Source organism: Aneurinibacillus sp. XH2 (assembly GCF_001439585.2).
Taxonomy (GTDB): Bacteria; Bacillota; Bacilli; order Aneurinibacillales; family Aneurinibacillaceae; genus Aneurinibacillus; species Aneurinibacillus thermoaerophilus.
Genome location: NZ_CP014140.1, coordinates 2,198,091 through 2,216,370 on the forward strand (window position 1 = coordinate 2,198,091; position 18,280 = coordinate 2,216,370).

The 18,280-nt window shown below is 47.1% G+C and carries 15 protein-coding genes; 4 read left to right on the plus strand and 11 right to left on the minus strand.

All coding sequences use genetic code 11. The features are described from left to right. Positions 1–99 precede the first annotated feature (99 nt). The 3 genes from ACH33_RS10865 to nth form a co-directional block, all read right to left on the minus strand. Positions 100–1,725 carry an N-acetylmuramoyl-L-alanine amidase gene (locus ACH33_RS10865; RefSeq protein WP_057899037.1) on the minus strand — a complete coding sequence of 542 codons (1,626 nt, stop codon included), beginning with the start codon at positions 1,723–1,725 and terminating at the stop codon, positions 100–102. A gap of 236 nt (positions 1,726–1,961) precedes the next feature. Continuing rightward, on the minus strand, positions 1,962–3,776 hold the full coding sequence (gene pepF / locus ACH33_RS10870) for an oligoendopeptidase F (RefSeq protein ID WP_057900346.1): 1,815 nt from the start codon (positions 3,774–3,776) through the stop codon (positions 1,962–1,964). A 657-nt stretch (positions 3,777–4,433) separates the two neighbouring features. Further along, complete coding sequence (nth, locus tag ACH33_RS10875) at positions 4,434–5,084, minus strand: endonuclease III (RefSeq protein WP_057899038.1); 651 nt, start codon at positions 5,082–5,084, stop codon at positions 4,434–4,436. A 116-nt stretch (positions 5,085–5,200) separates the two neighbouring features. On the opposite strand from nth, the gene ACH33_RS10880 reads away from it, so the two are divergent. Next, the gene (locus ACH33_RS10880; protein ID WP_057899039.1) at positions 5,201–5,422 is read left to right on the plus strand and encodes a hypothetical protein; all 222 of its coding nucleotides are present in this window, start codon (positions 5,201–5,203) and stop codon (positions 5,420–5,422) included. Positions 5,423–5,763: 341 nt separating this feature from the next. Here the strand turns inward: ACH33_RS10880 and ACH33_RS10885 are convergent, their stop codons facing one another. From ACH33_RS10885 to ACH33_RS10900, 4 genes are all read right to left on the minus strand, one after another. Then, positions 5,764–7,281 (minus strand): long-chain-fatty-acid--CoA ligase, encoded by a 1,518-nt coding sequence (locus tag ACH33_RS10885; protein WP_057899040.1) that lies wholly within the window; start codon positions 7,279–7,281, stop codon positions 5,764–5,766. A gap of 200 nt (positions 7,282–7,481) precedes the next feature. Continuing rightward, positions 7,482–9,278 carry an acyl-CoA dehydrogenase FadE gene (locus ACH33_RS10890; protein WP_057899041.1) on the minus strand — a complete coding sequence of 599 codons (1,797 nt, stop codon included), beginning with the start codon at positions 9,276–9,278 and terminating at the stop codon, positions 7,482–7,484. Between the two features lie 54 nt (positions 9,279–9,332). After that, a complete protein-coding gene (locus tag ACH33_RS10895; RefSeq protein WP_057899042.1) occupies positions 9,333–10,517 on the minus strand; it encodes an acetyl-CoA C-acetyltransferase in 1,185 nt (394 codons plus the stop codon). Positions 10,518–10,534: 17 nt separating this feature from the next. Next, on the minus strand, positions 10,535–12,940 hold the full coding sequence (locus ACH33_RS10900; protein ID WP_057899043.1) for a 3-hydroxyacyl-CoA dehydrogenase/enoyl-CoA hydratase family protein: 2,406 nt from the start codon (positions 12,938–12,940) through the stop codon (positions 10,535–10,537). Between the two features lie 239 nt (positions 12,941–13,179). On the opposite strand from ACH33_RS10900, the gene ACH33_RS10905 reads away from it, so the two are divergent. After that, entirely contained in the window at positions 13,180–13,371 is a 192-nt protein-coding gene (locus ACH33_RS10905; protein ID WP_057899044.1) for a hypothetical protein, read from the plus strand. A gap of 247 nt (positions 13,372–13,618) precedes the next feature. Then, positions 13,619–13,789 carry a hypothetical protein gene (locus ACH33_RS10910; RefSeq protein ID WP_236781863.1) on the plus strand — a complete coding sequence of 57 codons (171 nt, stop codon included), beginning with the start codon at positions 13,619–13,621 and terminating at the stop codon, positions 13,787–13,789. 107 nt (positions 13,790–13,896) lie between these two features. Here the strand turns inward: ACH33_RS10910 and ACH33_RS20115 are convergent, their stop codons facing one another. Beyond that, positions 13,897–14,403 carry an SEC-C metal-binding domain-containing protein gene (locus ACH33_RS20115; protein WP_236781864.1) on the minus strand — a complete coding sequence of 169 codons (507 nt, stop codon included), beginning with the start codon at positions 14,401–14,403 and terminating at the stop codon, positions 13,897–13,899. Positions 14,404–14,410: 7 nt separating this feature from the next. Here ACH33_RS20115 and ACH33_RS19335 point away from each other — a divergent pair, with 7 nt between their 5' ends. Further along, positions 14,411–14,752 (plus strand): hypothetical protein, encoded by a 342-nt coding sequence (locus ACH33_RS19335; RefSeq protein WP_156424057.1) that lies wholly within the window; start codon positions 14,411–14,413, stop codon positions 14,750–14,752. On the opposite strand, the gene ACH33_RS19340 is transcribed toward ACH33_RS19335, so the two are convergent. The 3 genes from ACH33_RS19340 to ACH33_RS10925 form a co-directional block, all read right to left on the minus strand. After that, positions 14,749–14,925 carry a hypothetical protein gene (locus ACH33_RS19340; RefSeq protein ID WP_156424058.1) on the minus strand — a complete coding sequence of 59 codons (177 nt, stop codon included), beginning with the start codon at positions 14,923–14,925 and terminating at the stop codon, positions 14,749–14,751. The two genes, ACH33_RS19335 and ACH33_RS19340, sit on opposite strands and share 4 nt — an antisense overlap. Before the next feature lie 153 nt (positions 14,926–15,078). Continuing rightward, on the minus strand, positions 15,079–15,936 hold the full coding sequence (locus ACH33_RS10920; RefSeq protein WP_057899046.1) for a CvfB family protein: 858 nt from the start codon (positions 15,934–15,936) through the stop codon (positions 15,079–15,081). Next, on the minus strand, positions 15,933–18,062 hold the full coding sequence (locus tag ACH33_RS10925; protein ID WP_057899047.1) for an ATP-dependent helicase: 2,130 nt from the start codon (positions 18,060–18,062) through the stop codon (positions 15,933–15,935). Before ACH33_RS10925 ends, ACH33_RS10920 begins: the two co-directional genes overlap by 4 nt. Between the last annotated feature and the right edge of the window lie 218 nt (positions 18,063–18,280).

Genomic DNA, 18,280 nt, shown 5'->3' on the forward strand with positions numbered 1-18,280 from the left:
TTGCTCCTTCCACATGTGTTTTTTCTCATCTTAGAAAATTAGACAAAAAAAAGAAAGGCCCTTCTTTATCTTGAAAAAAGCCTTTCTTTTTATAATATTTTAATGATGCTTGTTGTAATACTCGATAATAGCGGCTGCCAATGCTTCCCCTACGCGCTTCTGAAACTCGGGCTCAAGCATTTTTTTGTTTTCCGCGGCATTGGTCAAAAACCCAACTTCAACGAGCGCGGACGGCATGTTTGTATTCTTGATAACATAAAAGTTCGCCGTACGCAACCCGCGATTATAAAATTCCGTTGCTTCGATCAAATGCTTGTGAACAATCGAAGCAAATTCTTTGCTCTGCGGCGTTCTGTAATACGTTTCTGTTCCATTTGCGCTCGAGGTAGCCGAATTCGCGTGGAACGATAGAAATACATCCGCTTTCAGGTTATTTGCTAGCTGAACGCGCTCCTGCAACGTTGGATACGTATCGCCAGAACGTGTCATCACAACTTTAAAATTTTTGTGCTGCTTCAAGCTCGCTTCCGTTGCCTTGGCGATTGACAGTACGAGCGACTTTTCCGGATTTCCCGCTGTTCCTATGGCACCGGAATCTTTCCCACCATGTCCCGGATCCAGCACAATGACAAACGGTTTCGCTGCGTCCGGTTTGTCCGGCTGCGGAGCAGGCGTAGGAGGCGGCGTCGGCTTGGCTTCTTTCAGCACAACTTTCGTTACGCCTTCGCTTGCGATAATCTCATAGTTATGCGGCTCGAACAACTGTACAACAACGCGCACCCTGTCCGGAGACAGGCTATACTGGCTATAGCGTACACTTTCCACTTTCGCTGAAGTTACAAACGCATCAAACCCTTCCTTTAGCCGCGCATGATTAAAGTCGATGACAATACGGTACGGATTGGACAACGTAAAATGGCTGTACGTCATCTTCCCTTCTGATTCGATGCTGATGCCATCATCCGTCCGGGAAATACCCGTAATGTATTGTAGCTTGTCCAATGTGCATGCGGTTTTTTCTTCGTTCCAATCGGCTTTTGCTCCAATTACTTGTGAAAGAAATTCTGGAGTAACAGCAAAGGTACCGTCAATCAGGCGGTATCCGTTCGACTGTGCAGCCGAAGCCTGCCCGATCGTGTACTTCTCTGCTCCTTGCTCAAGAATCACTTTCTTTGCCTCTGTTTTTACCTCGTAACCAAGCGGCTTCGCCACATCATTTACCTTGACAAAGTGACCGTAAGGCAGTTGGTAAACAGGCGCCTGCGTCAAGGGATTGCCGTTTACGGCGATCGTTTTCTTGTTATTGATAATCACCGTATTGGACGCGGCGTCCCACCCAACGGTCGCTCCTAGCCACTCACCGATCTGGCGCAGCGGCAAAAAGGCGCGGTCTTTGACAATCATAGGCGCTACTTCAAGTGTCATTGCCTTCCCATTTACGTAGGCGGTTTTTTTGCCAGGTTGCATCCTAATTACTTTTCCAGCCCGATTATCAATCGTTACCGTACCTGTTTGTCTGTCCCACTCTACCTTGGCACCGTACGCCTCCCCCGCAAAATAAATCGGAACCATCGTACGTTTGTTGATGATTTGCGGAGGAACGTCAGGCTTGACCTCTTTTCCATTGACGACAAGCGTCATCGCCGAAGCTGCCTGCACTGCCGCGGGCACCACCCAGCCAGCCAACAATAAAAATATCCAAAGCAGCCATCTTATTTTTCTCATTCTTTCTCGCTCCCTTACCTTCTCTAAGTTGCCAGTGACACATCTCCTTTCCGATGGAACGTCCGCACTTTTCTTGGAACAAGCTCAGCCAATAGTTTAGACGCAAAAAAACATGAATGGTTTTCCTACAATAGGACCATTTTTCATAGCTAACCAATTATTACAAGGGAACGAGGCGTTATCTTGTATCCTGCGCTTTTCAAAAAAATATCCCCGCAATCTGCGGGGATGCAGGCTTACACGTATGTAGCTAATTCTTCCATCTCGTCTAGCAGGCGCGCAAATACTTTAAGCGCCTCAACAACAGGTTTCGGCGACGCCATATCGACTCCCGCCTTACGCAGCAATTCAATCGGATAATCGGAGCCGCCGCTCTTCAAGAATGTAAGATACCTTTCTACCGCCGGCGCTCCTTCATGCAAAATTTGCTGTGACAGCGCCGTGGCCGCCGAAAATCCGGTCGCGTACTGGTATACATAGAACTCGTTGTAGAAATGCGGAATACGTGCCCATTCCATATTAATGTCCTCATCTACAACCATATCCGGGCCATAGTAATCAACGTTCAAGTCGTAATAGAGGCCACACAACGTGTCCGGCGTTAGCGGCTCTCCTGCTTCCACCCTTTCGTGAATCGTTTTCTCGAATTCAGCAAACATTGTCTGGCGGTACACGGTTCCACGAAACTGTTCAAGATAATAATTTACAAGATACATTTTTTGGCGTGGGTCTTCCGTAGTTTTCAACATATAATCCATAAGCAACGATTCATTAAGCGTAGATGCGACTTCCGCCACAAAAATTTTGTACTGCGCATCCAGATAGGGCTGATGTTTATCACTGTAATAACTATGAAGAGCATGACCCATTTCATGCGCCAACGTAAACAAATTGTTGACGTTGTTCTGATAATTCATAAGCACAAACGGGTGCGTGCCATACGCGCCCCACGAATATGCGCCACTCGTTTTTCCTTCGTTTTCGTATACATCAATCCACCCAGAGGAGAACGCTTCGTCCAGCACACGACGGTAATCGTCGCCGAGCGGCGCCAACCCTTCTTTGACAAGGCGAACCGCTTCTTCATACGGAATGTTCATCTTCACTTCTTTCACCATCGGCACATACAAGTCATACATATGCAGTTCGTCAACACCAAGCAATTTCTTGCGCAACGAAACGTATCGATGCATGGCCGGCAGATTGTCGCGCACCGCCTGAATCAGATTGGTATACACTTCTACCGGGATGTTATCGCTATCAAGCGCAGCCGCCAGCGCTGATGGATATTTGCGAATGCGCGCATAAAACACGTCTTTTTTGACGCTAGCATTCAATGTTGCGGCGAGCGTGTTTTTCTGCTTACGGTACGTATCGTACATCGCTTTGAAGGCATCTTGCCGCACGCGGCGATCGTAACTCTCCATGAAATGAATATAGCGCCCATGCGTAAGTTGCACCTCTTCCCCGTTCTCATTCTTAATGTTTGGAAACACCATGTCAGCATTGTTAATCATGCCGAAAATCGTTTGCGGCGCCTGCGCAAGCTCGCCAACTTGGGCGATGACTTGTTCTTCCTGCGCGCTTAAAACATGCTCCTTTTGCCGTTTGATTTCATTCAGATAAAAACGGTATTTTGAAAGCCGCTCATCTGCTATGTAGCTGTCCAATTTTTCGTCCGGCATGCTTAAAATTTCTGGCACGAGGAATGACACAGCGCTTGAAACACGAATGCTGAGTGAAGATGCGCGATCGGTCAGGGCCTGATATTTCGTGTTCGTATTGTCTTCATCACGGCGCATGCGCGCATATACATAGACCCGTTCCATGGCAAGTCCAAGCTCTTCGTACGTTTTCATGCATTCAGCGATTACACTGGGAGCTTCGGAGAGCTTTCCCTGGTACGTTTCAATTTTTTCAATCAGTTCCTGGACTTTTTTATACTCTTGTTCCCAAGCCTCATCTGTCGGAAAAATGCTTTCCAATTTCCACTTAAATTCAGGCTTTATTTCTGAACGCTTCGGGATCGTTTTTTGTGAAGTTTGTTCCATTGTCTGGTGCGGCAACAACCGCTTCCCCCTTTCGTTGGCTTATATTCCTTCTTCTTTTTATCATTTCGTATGGTGGGAAAAGAATTCCTGCTTCTTATTATACTTTACCATATTTGTATATATGTTAGTCTTCGGAGTTATTCACCGCGCCTAAACGACGAAGCGGCCGGTCTGTCGCAACCGGCCGCTCTTCCTTACGGAAAATCAGGCAGTGTAATCTTCGATGTTTCCGTCTATGCTATGATCATCGCTATATGTCTCACAAGCAATTTCCCGGCAATCCAAACATTCGACACGATTTTTCTCCCAGGAAGCCAGCTCTCTACCGCAAGAAATACATACATCCATGAAATGCATCAGACATTCCCCTTTCTTACATAGTGTTATTTGAATCATTATTTAATGAGAAAACAAGGCAGATAACAAAAAGGCCAGTCATATCGTAAGCGTAAAATCAGCTGCGATATAACTGGCCGGTCTCGCTTTGTCCTCCCTGGTTCATGCCCAGGGTTCAGTCGATCCCTCAGTTTTTAAAAAATGTGTAAGAGTATAGCATCACTGTAGGTGAAAGGGCAAACTTTCACTGAGCGACACCGGGTTAATTATATTTAAATTATATCCCACTGCCACTCAATTATCAATATTTTTTAATTAATTTCACAATTTTGTTTTCATCCTTTTCTTTCCTTCCCTGCATATATCCAGCAGCGGACAAATTTCACACTGCGGATTAACAGCCTTGCAATGATATCTTCCAAAGAAAATCATCCGGTGATGGGTGATAGACCATTCCTCGCGCGGTACTTTTTTCATTAGCGCTTCTTCCACCTGCAACGGAGTATCTTTCCAGCGCGCAATGCCAAGCCGCTTTGAAACACGCTCCACATGCGTATCGACCGCAATCGCCGGCACACCGAACGCGGTGGAAGCAACCACGTTCGCGGTTTTCCGGCCAACTCCCGGCAATTTCATCAGTTCGTCACGATCTTGCGGCACTTCACAATCATACTCTTCTATCAGCATGCGACACAGCTTTTGAATGTTTTTCGCTTTGTTGCGGTATAATCCGATGCTGCGAATGTCCTGTTCCAACTCTTCAAGCGGCACAGACAAATAGTCTTCCGGCGTTTTGTATTTCGCGAACAAGTGAGGCGTGACTTTATTAACAAGCGCATCTGTGCACTGTGCCGACAAAACGACGGCAATCGTCAATTCAAACGGATTTGTGTGGTTTAATTCGCAATGAGCGTCTGGAAACATCTCAGCAAATGTGTCAAGAATGCGACGCATTTGAGTTTTCGTAATCAACAGCATTCACCTTTTACATAAAATTTGTACGACACTAGGGTAGCAGTTGCAATTTGTCCAGTCAATGGATACACTGAAATGAGTATACGTAAAATGAAGAAAGGTATGAGACGGAAATGACAAAAAAGCACGTGGTTTATAAAGAGGACAAGTGGAATATGATTACAGCGGAAGTGGAGGGCGCACGAATTGTTGTGCGGGAAATTTCCACAGAATGGGGCGAAGATACATACGTGCTTAATGGCCGTCCTGAACTTATCGACTGGGCTGAAAAGCACTTTACACCCGATAAATACAAAAACGCCGCAGACATTATCGCCAAACTCAAAGACATATAATACAGACGACCTTGTTTGCTGGGTCTACACCAAGCTCTGTGCTTGCCAGGGAAAAAGGAGGGGAAGCATCCGCCATTTCTTCCATCGCACCTTTTTTATCTTTCTGCCCGATACTGAAACGCACAAAAGCGAAACAGCGACCTTAGACTGTCTCTACCATTGACTTTACTCAAATGCTTTGCAAATCCCGCTTTCGGTGAAAAGGTGCAGATAGAAGACCCTCTTTGGCAGAAAAATAACGTAAGCACTGGAAGAAAAGACGGATGTTTTATCCTGCATTTTGATTTATCAACACGTACGATGTGATGCATCCTGTTAAGAACATGCTTTAGTGTTGAGCTTTATTGGTTCAATACTTTGTCGCGCAATGCGCGGCGCAAAATTTTACCTGTTGTATTCTTTGGAAGTTCGTCAATGAAGATGATTTTGTCCGGTATTTTGTATTTGGCAAGGAACTTGCGACAATGTGTCTTAAGCTCTTCTTCAGTTAGCGAACCATCTCTTACCACTACATAGGCTTGTGGCGTTTCACCGAGCTTTTCGTCCGGCACGCCAATGACCGCAGCTTCCACCACTTTCGGATGTTCGTACAGCACTTCTTCCACTTCCCGTGGATATACATTGTAGCCGCCCACAATAATCATGTCTTTTTTCCGATCGACAATAAAAATGTAGCCGTCTTCATCCATATATGCTATATCTCCGGTGTACAGCCAACCGTCTCTAATGGTACGCGCTGTTTCTTCCGGCATATTCAAATACCCCTTCATTACATTCGGTCCACGAACAATCAATTCACCCACCTGGCCACGCTCCACTTCTACACCTTCCGCATCGACGATTTTGTTTTCTACGCCTGGAATATTCACGCCAATAGAACCGGGCTTACGCACGCCGTGTACCGGATTAAACGCCGTCGCTGGCGCCGCTTCCGATAACCCGTATCCTTCAGAAATTACCTTGCTGAATTTCTTCTCAAAACTGTGCAGCAACGCCACAGGCAGCGACGCGCCTCCGGAAATGCAGAAGCGGAGCGACGCTAGATCGTCTGGAACAATGGAAGGCGTCTGCATAATAAAATTATACATCGTTGGAACGCCAGCAAAAACAGTAGCCTGCTGTTCCCGGATGGTTGCGGCGACCTCTACCGGACTGAATTTCGGCAAAATTATCATTGTCGCGCCAAGCGCCACCGGCCCATTCATGCACACCGTCATGCAAAACACGTGAAACATCGGCAGCACCGTTACAAATCGGTCATTCGCCGTCACACCAAGATACTTGGCGAGCGCATCAGCATTGGATGCCATGTTGCGCTGCGTAAGCATGGCTCCCTTCGGTTGGCCGGTCGTGCCTGACGTATAAAGAATAACCGCAAGATCGTCTTCCGTAATGTCCGGCCGTCGCCATCCTTCACTTGAATGCGCTATCATTTTTTCAAATGCAGACGTCCACTCGTGCTCCGATTCGCCGCCTACTAACACAACTTCCTGCAAATTCGGTAGCGTCTGTTTCACCTTCTCAAACGTGGGCAATAAAGACGCAATCGCTATCGCTACCTTGGCCCGACTGTCATGCAAAATATACAAAATTTCTTTCCAGGTATAAATCGGATTGATCGGCACAACCGCTGCACCCGTCAGCAATATACCGTAATAAGAAATTAAAAAGTGAGGAGAATTTCCTAAAAGCAATGCCACATGATCGCCTTTCCCCACTCCTTTTTTTGAAAGATAACCTGCCACGTTCCTAGCTTGCCGATACAGTTCGTCGTAAGTTGCCTGCATTCCCTGAAACATATATGCCGTCCGGTTTGCATGTTCCCGCGCGCTGCGTTCAATATTGTCCACCAACGTCATTTCTGTACACCCCTTATCCCTTAATTTCTACCAAGAACCAACACGTCCTTCCAACCGCAAGACCAAATAGAAAAATAAGAGAGAAAAAGCAGGAGCAGGAGAAAGAAAAAGGTGTACACCTTTTTCTTTCCGTTTCCAGCCTCCAGCTTTCCCCCTACTTTTTATGGGGAATAATGGAATCTATCAACCAGCCCTGTTTCTTACTTTACACCTGTGGTATATTGACCTGCTTCCAGAATGCGTTTAGCAATGCTACGTTTTAATGCGAAGGTATTCATCGGTTGCATACGCATTAACTTTTTGACAATGGAAAGCTGCGTGCGGAGCGTATCGCCTTCGCTTATCGCCGCCAGCGCTTCTTTGGCCCATTTATCAAGATCGCCCCACACTTCCTGAAAATAGGCACGTGTCATGTCAATCTGCATTTGCGCAGCAGCTTCTCCTTTACGTGCGGCCGTCTTCTTCGCGCGCAAGAGCGCTGACTCGAGCGCATAAATCGTAATCATCATGTTGGACAAGTTTTCAAGAATTTCTTGTTCCTGTTCGATTTTTTGCATATATTTTTGCACGGCGGCGCCACCCACCATCAAAAACAGCTTTTTTACGGACTCCAGCATTTTGCTTTCTGTTTCTAAAAGTTCCGTTGACTCGGAAAGATCCATCGATGGAATGTATCCAGTCAGTTCTTTTTGCAGCGTCTGCAATTTTTCCATAAGCGGTAAACGGCCCTGCATCGCACGTTTTAAGAGAGTTCCCGGAATAAGCAGGCGATTGACTTCGTTCGTTCCTTCAAAAATGCGATTAATGCGGGAATCACGGTAAATTTGCTCAATTTTGTATTCAGAAATATAACCATATCCGCCGTGAATTTGCACACCTTCGTCCGCCACGAAATCGAGCGCTTCAGAACCGAATACTTTAACGATAGAGTATTCGATGGCGTGTTCCTCAATCGCTTTGGCCGCTTCGTCAAAAATATAGTTTTCAAGATTCAAATACTGAGTGGCTGCCTCCAGATAGCCGCCGGTTCGGTACGTGATGCTTTCATTTACATATGTGCGAATGGCCATATCGGCCAGCTTGTTTTGAATAAGCGGGAAGTTCGCAAGCTCCGTTTTAAACTGCTTGCGTTCCTTCGCATACTGAGCCGCAAGCTCAATCGCCCATTTGGATGCGCCAACCGCACCAATGCCGAGCTTATAGCGGCCAATATTGAGAATATTAAACGCAATTTTGTGTCCCTTACCGATTTCGCCAAGCACGTTCTCTATCGGCACTTCTACATTATCAAGAATAAGGGGACGAGTAGATGAGCCTTTGATGCCCATTTTTTTCTCTTCCGGACCGGTGCTGACGCCGAGAAAATCTTTTTCCACAATAAATGCGGTAAATTTCTCGCCGTCCACTTTCGCATAAACGATAAAAATATCCGCAAAACCAGCATTCGTAATAAACTGCTTTGTTCCGTTCAAAATGTAATGAGTGCCCGCTTGATTAAGCACCGCCGTTGTCTTGGCGGAAAGCGCATCGGAACCAGAGGACGGCTCAGTCAAGCAATAGGCCGCGATTTTTTCTCCTGTCGCGAGCGATGGCAAATATTTCGCTTTTTGCTCGGGCGTACCGAAGAATACGATCGGCAACGTACCGATGCCGACATGAGCGCCGTGACTCAGCGAGAACGAGCCGCCGCGCACCATGTTTTCGCCAATCAGGCTAGAGCTGATTTTATCAAGCGCGGCCCCGCCGTACACTTCCGGAATGTCCGCGCCGAGCAAGCCAAGCTCTCCAGTCTGACGCAGCAACTTTACCGTTAGCTCATAATTCAACTTTTCGATTTCTTCCGCTTTTGGCACCACTTCACCCTCGATAAAATCGCGCGTCATGCGCGCAATCATTCGCTGTTCTTCATTGAAATCCTCCGGCGTAAATATCGTTTGAAAATCTGCTTCTTCCAGAATAAACTGCCCGCCTTTCGGCATCGTTTCCTGTATGCTCATATCTAAAACCTCCCAATATAAATCTATATAAATCTGATTTGATCTATTCAACTTCTATTGCTTCACAAATTCAAAAACGCCAGCCGCACCCATACCTCCGCCGATGCACATCGAAACAACGCCATACTTCGCATTTCTACGCGCAGCTTCATAAAGCATAGTCACAGTTAATTTCGTGCCCGAGCATCCCAGCGGATGACCGAGCGCGATAGCGCCACCGTTCACATTCACTTTGCTCTCATCAATGTTTAAATGGCGGATGACCTGGATTGCTTGGGACGCAAACGCTTCGTTGATTTCAAACAAATCAACCTGATCCTGCGTAATACCAGCCAGCTTCAATGCTTTCGGAATCGCGGTGATCGGACCGACGCCCATAATTTCCGGATCTACACCACCAACAGCAAAAGAACGGAAAACCGCCATCGGCTTAAGCTCAAGTTCTTCCGCTTTCTCCCTCGACATGACGATCACCGCCGCCGCACCGTCGCTCGTCTGAGATGCGTTCCCTGCCGTGACGCTGCCACCGATGCGGAACGGGGAGCGCAAGCGGGCTAGCGCTTCCATATTCGTATCCGGCCGCACGCCCTCGTCCGTGTCAAAAATGAACTCGCGCAATTGAAGTTTACCTTTGGCATCCAATTGCTTTTCCCTTACCGTTAAAGGAATGATTTCATCTTTAAACTTACCTTCTCTAATCGCAGCTGCGGCCTTGGCGTGGCTTGCTACTGCGAACCGATCCTGCTCTTCACGGCTAATGCCGAACCGCTCGGCCACATTTTCCGCCGTATGGCCCATGCTGATGTAAATCTCCGGATATTTCTCCACGATTTCCGGGTGCGGCGCCAACTTGTAGCCTGTCATCGGAACGTGACTCATGCTTTCCACCCCGCCTGCAATCACCACATCGGCAAAGCCACACATAATTTTCTCTGCCGCGATAGCAATCGATTGCAGACCGGAAGAGCAAAAACGATTAATCGTGAACGCCGGAACCGTGGTCGGCAAACCAGCATACACGGAAATAATGCGAGCGATATTTAAGCCCTGCTCCCCTTCCGGCATCGCGCAACCAATAACTACGTCGTCAATCATCCCCGGTTCGAGACCGGGGGCGCGACGTACCGCCTCTTTTATCACCGCCGCACCTAAGTCTTCCGGACGCGTGTTTTTAAGCGTTCCCTTCGGCGCTTTGCCGACGGCCGTCCGCACAGCTGATACAATGACCGCTTCTCTCATTTTTTCTTTCCCCCTCCCTAATTGCGCAGTGGTTTTCCCTTTACAAGCATATGGTGCATTCTTTCCTGGCTTTTCGGCTCACCGCACAGGCTTAAAAATGCTTCGCGCTCAAGATCGAGCAAATATTGCTCCGTCACGTACGTATTCCGATTCACGTCGCCACCCGCTAGCACATGCGCCAGTTTACTCGCAATTTTCATATCGTGGTCGCTGATATAGCCACCCTGGCGCATCGTGTAAGCGGCAAGCTCAAGCACCGCCTTTCCATCGGCACCGACGACGCGAATCTTTTCCTGGCGCGGTGGCGTGTATCCTGCCATATCAAGCGCCAGCACGGCTTGTTTGGCATCATACAACAGATGATCGCGATTCATGGAAACGGCATCGCCACGGCGCAGGAAACCGAGCTCACGCGCTTCTTCCGCGCTGGTAGACACCTTCGCCAGCGCGATCGTTTCAAACGCTTTGTTGACAAACGGCTGCAAATCGGCTTTCGGATCAACCTCCTCCGCCGCTTTCGTAGCACGTATCAGCGTTTCCTTTGTGCCTCCGCCGCCCGGAATAAGGCCAACTCCGACTTCGACGAGCCCCATATAAACTTCCGCTGCTGCCTGAATTTTGTCAGCCGGCAAGCACACTTCGACACCACCGCCCAGCGTCATGCCGAACGGAGCCGCCACGATCGGCTTCCTGGAATACTTGATCGCCAGCGATGCCTGCTGAAAGCGGTGAATAAGATAATTAATGTCATCCCAGTTATCATCCTGCGCTTCCATCAACACCATCATCAGGTTCGCGCCGACGCAAAAATTTTTCGCTTCATTACCGATGACCATCCCGCGGTAATTTTTTTCAACCTCAGCCAACGATTTATACAACATCTCGATGATGTCAAAACCGATGGCGTTGTTCGGCGAATGAAATTCGAGGCAGGCTACTTCATCTCCAATATCGATGAGACTCGCTCCCGGATTCGACAGAATCGGTTTCGCTTTTTTCTTGTATTCAACAAGCCTCAGCCATTCGCGCGCCCGTTCTTCTTCTTTCAACTCACCAGTCAGCGTATGGTAATACGCCACACCATTTTCTTTCTCATAGAACGAAGTCTTTCCTTTGGCGAGCATCTCTTCTACCCAGTGCGGGATGATTTCACCTTCTTGCTTCATCCGCGCCACCGATTCTTGAACTCCGATGGCGTCCCATGTCTCAAACGGGCCAAGTTCCCAGTTAAATCCCCACCTCATCGCGCGATCCACGCTGACGATATCGTCCGCGATTTCCGGAAGTTTCGCTGCGGAATAAAGCAGCACTTTTTTCAGCACGTTCCAGACAAACCGACCTTCTTTGGAAGGGCTATATACAAGCGTTTTCAAACGCTTCTCCAGCCCGCCCGCCGCTTTCGCCTGCTCAATGGCGGCAAGCTTGACCTTCTTCATCGGCGTATAAGTAAACTCACGGTAATTAAGAGACAATATTTCACGACCAGACTCCGTTTTTTTCTTCTGGTAGAAGCCCTGACCTGTCTTGTCGCCCAGCCAGCGTTTTTCCACCATTTTGCTCATGGTCTCCGGCACGACAAATGCCGCTTTTTCCTGTTCATCCGCTACATTCTTATGCACGTTGGCCGCTACATGAACAAATGTGTCAATCCCGACCATATCAAGCGTGCGAAAGGTAGCGCTCTTCGGACGTCCAATTACCGTACCGGTCATCGCGTCCACCTCTTCCACACTAAAACCTTCCTTTTTCATCTCTTCAAACGTGATCAAAAGGCCATACGTACCGATGCGATTGGCAATAAAGTTCGGCGTGTCTTTCGCCACCACAACGCCCTTGCCGAGCACACGCTCCCCGAAACGTTTCATGAAAGAGAGCACATTCTCATCCGTATCGTTGCCTGGAATGATTTCCAAGAGCTTCATATAGCGCGGCGGGTTAAAGAAATGCGTACCTAGAAAATGACGGCGGAACGCTTCGCTCCGTCCTTCGATCATCTTATTAATGGATACGCCTGATGTATTCGAACTGACAATTGTCCCCTCTGTCCAGTTTTGCTCCACCTTTTCCCACAGCTTTTGCTTAATATCAAGATTCTCTACAACCGCTTCGACAATCCAATCCATCTCTTTTAGGCGGAACAGGTCATCTTCCAAATTGCCTGGAATTATCCATTCGCCATTCCGCTTAACAAACAACGGAGCAGGCTTCGCTTTCAGCAATCGTTCTTTGGCTTCAATCGCAATCCGATTACGCACCGCAGGATGTTCCAGCGTAAGCCCTTTCTTCTCTTCCTGATCTGTAAGCTTGGTTGGCACAATATCCAACAGATAGGTTTGAATACCTGCATTCGCCAAGTGTGCGGCGATCGCAGCACCCATGACACCTGCTCCAAGCACTGCGGCTTTTTGAATGCTCCTTTCCATCGTATAGCCTCCCTTTTCGTTATGTATTGAATGAATATTCATTCATATATCCAGAAATAAAAAGATTATATTAATAATAAATCTTCTGATTATTATTGTAGTATACGATTCAAAAAAATTCCACCCTATTTTTTTCAAAAAATACATTCTTTTTCGATAGTATATTTTTGACAGATAAGCCGCGCTCCCGGTATAGTTAATATAGTAGCTACTATAAAAAGCGTGAAAGGAGTTCAAGCATGACCGGACATGTTCTTATCCTATTTTTGTCGATCGCGGCTCTTATGTCCTTTATTCTTATTATTCTCGGCCTTCTGCCTCAACCGGAAAAAGGCAACCAGCGCCAATTCAGCCTGACCGTGTGGGGACTTGTGCTCGCCGTTGTTACCGTTGTGCTCTATTATCTTGAACCGACCCTGTTGCCGGCATAAACAAAGCAAGAAATAATAAAAAAAGGGCTGTCTCCATAGCCATTATGTTCTTACCTTGATGGCTATGGAGACTCTTTTGTGTATTCATGCAAACCCACAGACAGGACGCAAACGGCACAAAACATGGCGAAATACTTTCGGCTCATATGCTCGTTCCAAATTTGTATATGTGCGAACGGAAAAGAGTTTTTTTTTGTACCCTTCTGGAAACAATAGGACTGAAACTTTGGAAAGAGAGGTGCGGCCTGTGAATCTGTTTGTTTGGATCGTCGTAATTTTTGCAGCTCATCTGGCAATGTATTATGCGCTCGGTACGCCAAGCTGGATCGCTACTTCCTTACTTGCCACGTTCGTCTGGACGATTGTGTTGCTTATAGGAAACGCCTTTTTGAAACAAAGACAAAAAGAGCGTACCTAATTCACAAAATCTAAGACAATAACAAGAAATTCAGCCTATTGTTCTAGAAATAAGAAAAACTCGCCCAAACGCGCAGGGCGAGTTTTTCTATTTTACGCTCCGTAGCCTTACGAAACTGTAACGAATTTTCCTTTGATATACGTATATTCAATTCCTTTTTCAAGACAGCATTTCTTGTATTTCTTGCCGCTACCGCATGGACACAAATCATTGCGCCCTAACTTCGTCGTTTTTTTGCGCTTGCTTTTGCGCGGTGCCGCTTTTTGCTCTGTGGCAAACTCCGCCTTTCCCCTCTGCGCTTGTGCTGTGGCTGGCGGTTCCGGCTTCATCTTCACTGCCTGCAAGTTTTTATCCATGTTTGCTACATCGACTTTTTCCGCCAGAATGTCGCGAATTTTCGCTTTCGCTTCATCAGCAAATCCTTCTTGTTCATGATATCCTTTTGATGTATACCCAGCGGCGTTCTCGTTCTTTTCCGAGCACCACGCATAGTGCGATTCCAATGAATCTTTCAGCCATTCACTATAAAATGTATCAATCACGTCTGCTTCGCTCGTAAAGCCAGAAAAATCACCTTTATGTTTATCAAGGAAAACGTCGGCGTACTTTTTCATCGAGAGCGTGAGGCTGCGCTTTTCTCCGCTGGTCATCTCTTTGTATGTACGAATAAGAATCACCCCTACTCTACTTCAAATACTGACCATATCTTATTATTTTACTAACTCTTGTCCTAAAGGAAAAGAAAACAAAACAAAGAAAAACAATTATAAATTATCTAAATTATTTATTTTTAACCACAAAAATAAAAACCCCCGCCTGCGTGGTGGGGATTTTTCGCCCATTTTTTTCTCTGCCTTATCCCGACTCTTGCAATTAACAGCAAACAACAACATGCTTTATTCTGCTTACGAAGATCTGAGCGAGATCGTTTCGCCCGTTTCGCCCGGCACACAAGTCCGCTAGTTTGCCCACTTTTCCTCTGTATTCATTTCTTGCGCAATGCGCACTCCCGGAGAGCCTTTTTGGGCGATTTCTTTTGCAAATATACGCGCTTCTTCTAGCGTTTTAAATGCTTCCGCATGTTTGACATTCGCGGAACCAAACAAAGAAATCGTCTCATATACCACGTAGTACATAAACCCACTCTCCTTTATGTTTTACATTTACAAATAAATAGTAATAATTTATATATTATACCCTGAACACCCAATTTTAAAACCAATTTTGTAAAAATGTGCGTAAAAATAAGAAAAAATACACCGGACCCTTTTCGCGTCCGGTGCTATCTCTTACTTTTGCTCCGTTAAAATTGTCCACCCGTCCTCCTGGTACGCACGCCTTTCCTTCATGAGCTTACCAAGCGCACGTTTAAAAGCGGCTTTGCTAATGCCGAATTTCATCTTAATAACATCCGGGGCGGTTTTATCCGTATACGGCATCCGTCCTCCTCGTTCTTTTAAATAGCCGTAAATCATCTCCGCATCTTGGCTATAGCTTACTTCCTTGCGTCGCCTCGTCGTTATGTTCAGGCGGCCATCATCCCGCACTTTTGCAACGCGTCCGCTCACCCGCTGGCCAAGGCGCAGCGGTTCATCTGCTTCATCCTTATGGATAAATGCTAGATGCTGACCTTCCGTCAACAAAAATGCGCCAATCGCAATCGTTTTATATATGTAACCGGTAATATCTTTATTTGCTAAGTCTCTGGTCGCCGGTTCGGCAACTTGCGCTAGGTCTTCTTCCCGGCCCAGTACGGCCAACATCCTCCCCTGTCTGTCATGTTCTAATTGAACATACACCCGGTCGCCAGGGCGAGGCCATCTGCTTTTTGCCACCGGAAGTTGATCCGCCGGCAAAAGCAATTCTTTCTGTATCCCGTTATCCAAAAATACGCCGATCCGGGAAGCATCTTTTACTTCCAGCCAACCAAATTCGCCAAGCACTATATACGGTTTGCACCGGGTTGCCGCTAACCGATCTTGATGGTCATGGTACAAGAACACCTCCACCTCGGCTCCAACTTCCCATTCCTTCTCCGCTTCCCTCTCGTGAAGCAGCACATCTTGTCCATCCACTGATAAAAAATAGCCGAACGATGCCCGTCGTTCCACTCTTGCTGTAACAATCGTTCCCGCTTCCACTTTCACTGTTTGTTTCCTCCTTCATCTGTTACGTATGTGACCACAGCCTTTGACGCCGCTCGAAACGCCTCCAGCAGAAAAGGCGAAAGCGTGGCAGGTTTGCCGCGAAAATACCGTGGTGAACTAATATACAGTTCTCGCTTTGCTCGCGTCACAGCCACATACATCAGCCGCCTTTCTTCTTCCATCGCTTCTTCTGTTCTTTCCCCGTTTTTCTTATGCAGCCAAAAATCCGGCTTCTCATCCGGATCGACCGCAATGCTGTGTGGAAGCACTCCGTCGATGGCTCCAAGCAAAATCACAACCGGATATTCCAGCCCCTTGGCGGCATGAATCGTTTGCAGCGTAAGCCCCAACCCGGATTCACTTTGTTGGCGCCGCGTTTCCTTACGCGCGATCACCGTATCCACATAGGCGAGAAAATCTGCTACCGTCGCAAACGGTTTAACTGCTTCCTCCAATTCATACAGATCGTCGCGCAACAGTTCTTTATGATATGTAATCGCGCCGTTCTGCTCACTCCCAAGAAATTTGTCGTATCCTCCTCCGGCTTCGCTGCGAACTTCCCGCACTGCTTGCAATGGATTCAACTTGGCGATACTTTTCAACCAGTCCACCTGTTCATTTAACCGCCTGCGCTGGAACAAAGGAAGCGCTTCAAGGTACCGCAACGCTTCAAGATAAGACACGCCGCGCTGGATTGCAATGACCTGAATCTCTTTCATATAACGTGCCTTGCTAATATAAAGACAAGGCAAAATGCCCTCAAGTGCTGTCTCATTGTACGGATCAAGCGAAAGGCGCATAAAATCAAGCACAGGCCGAATGGTAGACAACTCATAAAACGTTGGATCGTCCCGATACGTCGTAAATGGAATGTTGCTTAAAAGCAACTTTTCATACAGTGTACGCGCTGTGCTATTCGTACGATATAGCACGGCAATATCACTGTATTCATACTCCCCAGACGAAACAAGCTTTTCAATCAGCATAAGCACCTGCTCCGCTTCCTTTTCCACCGAACGCGCGGCAAAATAAATCGGCAGGCCTGTCCCGGTAGGCAACACTTTCAATTGTTTCTCAAAGCGGCGCCTGTTGTGACGAATAATTTCATTGCCAAGGCCAACCACGCCTGCGGGAGAACGATAATTAATATCAAGCGTGATACGCGTACAATCCGAATATTCGTCCGGGAAACGCAAAATAATGGATGGCTCAGCGCCGCGAAAACCATAAATGGCCTGATCCGGGTCGCCGACAACGCACAAATTGGACTGCTTCGCCAACATGCGAATCATTTCATATTGTGCAATATTCGTATCCTGATATTCATCTACCATGATATACGCCATGCGGCGGCGCAATGCGGTTAAATAATTCGGATGGGCACGCAACGTTTCAATGCAGCCAGTGATTAAATCTTCATAATCAATCAGATGGTTATCACGCTTGTATGCTTCATAACGCTCAAGCACGCGACGTGCGTCATCCTTAAGTCCTTCCACTTCTTCCACCGCCCATGTACCGCCTACCAACAACAAATTGTTTTTTAAATACGCCAATAAAGCAAGCAACGTCTCCGGTTCATACTGCTCGCCCGTAGCCAACTCTTTCGTAATCTGTTCGATGAGAAATTCTTTCTGTTTCTCACTCATGATGCGGGGTGGAACATCCAGTTTATGGAAGTAAATTGTTCGTGCCAGCGAGTGGAAAGTGCCGGTAATCATCTGCTTCACCATTGCCAGGGTTACGCCCGGAATCGTCGCAAGCCGTTCCTTCATCTGCCGGGCAGCATGGCGGGTAAACGTGACAAGCACAATGTTTTGCGGTGGAACTCGCTTGACAAGCAACAAATAGGCGGTACGACATGTCAGCACGGTCGTTTTTCCGCTTCCGGCACCCGCATTAATCAGCACTGGCCCATCTACGGCGCGAACTGCCTGAATCTGTGGTTCATTGAGCCGGATGCCGATTCTTTCAAGCGCACGAAAAAAAAACGCATCTGGCTCCCCGTCCGCAACCACTTGTTCAGAGGTCAGTCCATCTGTCGTCTCTGCCTGCGGGATGGCGCAGGCCGCACTTATCCCACGGGGCAGGTTCCCCATCTCACACATCTCATCTTGTTGATTCATAATATAAATCAAACTCCCATTATGCGTAACTCCTTTTCCACTATACAGGAAATCAAAGCAAAAAGAAAAGAAAAAACCCAAAAATAATGAAACTGTAAAAAGGCGATAAATACCAAGTAGCTTCTATATCTTTATAAAATAATAAAGAAAGCGCTTCCTTCATGTGACATACTTACCGCATAAGGGAATGGAATAGGAGGAAATGTCAAAGAAACAAG

Coding starts and splice junctions, on each gene's coding strand:
- ACH33_RS10865 (WP_057899037.1), bottom strand. CDS start 1,725: ATGAGAAAAATAAGATGGCTGCTTTGGATATTTTTATTGTTGGCTGGC.
- pepF (WP_057900346.1), bottom strand. CDS start 3,776: ATGGAACAAACTTCACAAAAAACGATCCCGAAGCGTTCAGAAATAAAG.
- ACH33_RS10880 (WP_057899039.1), top strand. CDS start 5,201: ATGACAAAAAAGCACGTGGTTTATAAAGAGGACAAGTGGAATATGATT.
- ACH33_RS10885 (WP_057899040.1), bottom strand. CDS start 7,281: ATGACGTTGGTGGACAATATTGAACGCAGCGCGCGGGAACATGCAAAC.
- ACH33_RS10890 (WP_057899041.1), bottom strand. CDS start 9,278: ATGAGCATACAGGAAACGATGCCGAAAGGCGGGCAGTTTATTCTGGAA.
- ACH33_RS10895 (WP_057899042.1), bottom strand. CDS start 10,517: ATGAGAGAAGCGGTCATTGTATCAGCTGTGCGGACGGCCGTCGGCAAA.
- ACH33_RS10900 (WP_057899043.1), bottom strand. CDS start 12,940: ATGGAAAGGAGCATTCAAAAAGCCGCAGTGCTTGGAGCAGGTGTCATG.
- ACH33_RS10905 (WP_057899044.1), top strand. CDS start 13,180: ATGACCGGACATGTTCTTATCCTATTTTTGTCGATCGCGGCTCTTATG.
- ACH33_RS20115 (WP_236781864.1), bottom strand. CDS start 14,403: ATGAAAAAGTACGCCGACGTTTTCCTTGATAAACATAAAGGTGATTTT.
- ACH33_RS19340 (WP_156424058.1), bottom strand. CDS start 14,925: ATGTACTACGTGGTATATGAGACGATTTCTTTGTTTGGTTCCGCGAAT.
- ACH33_RS10925 (WP_057899047.1), bottom strand. CDS start 18,062: ATGAATCAACAAGATGAGATGTGTGAGATGGGGAACCTGCCCCGTGGG.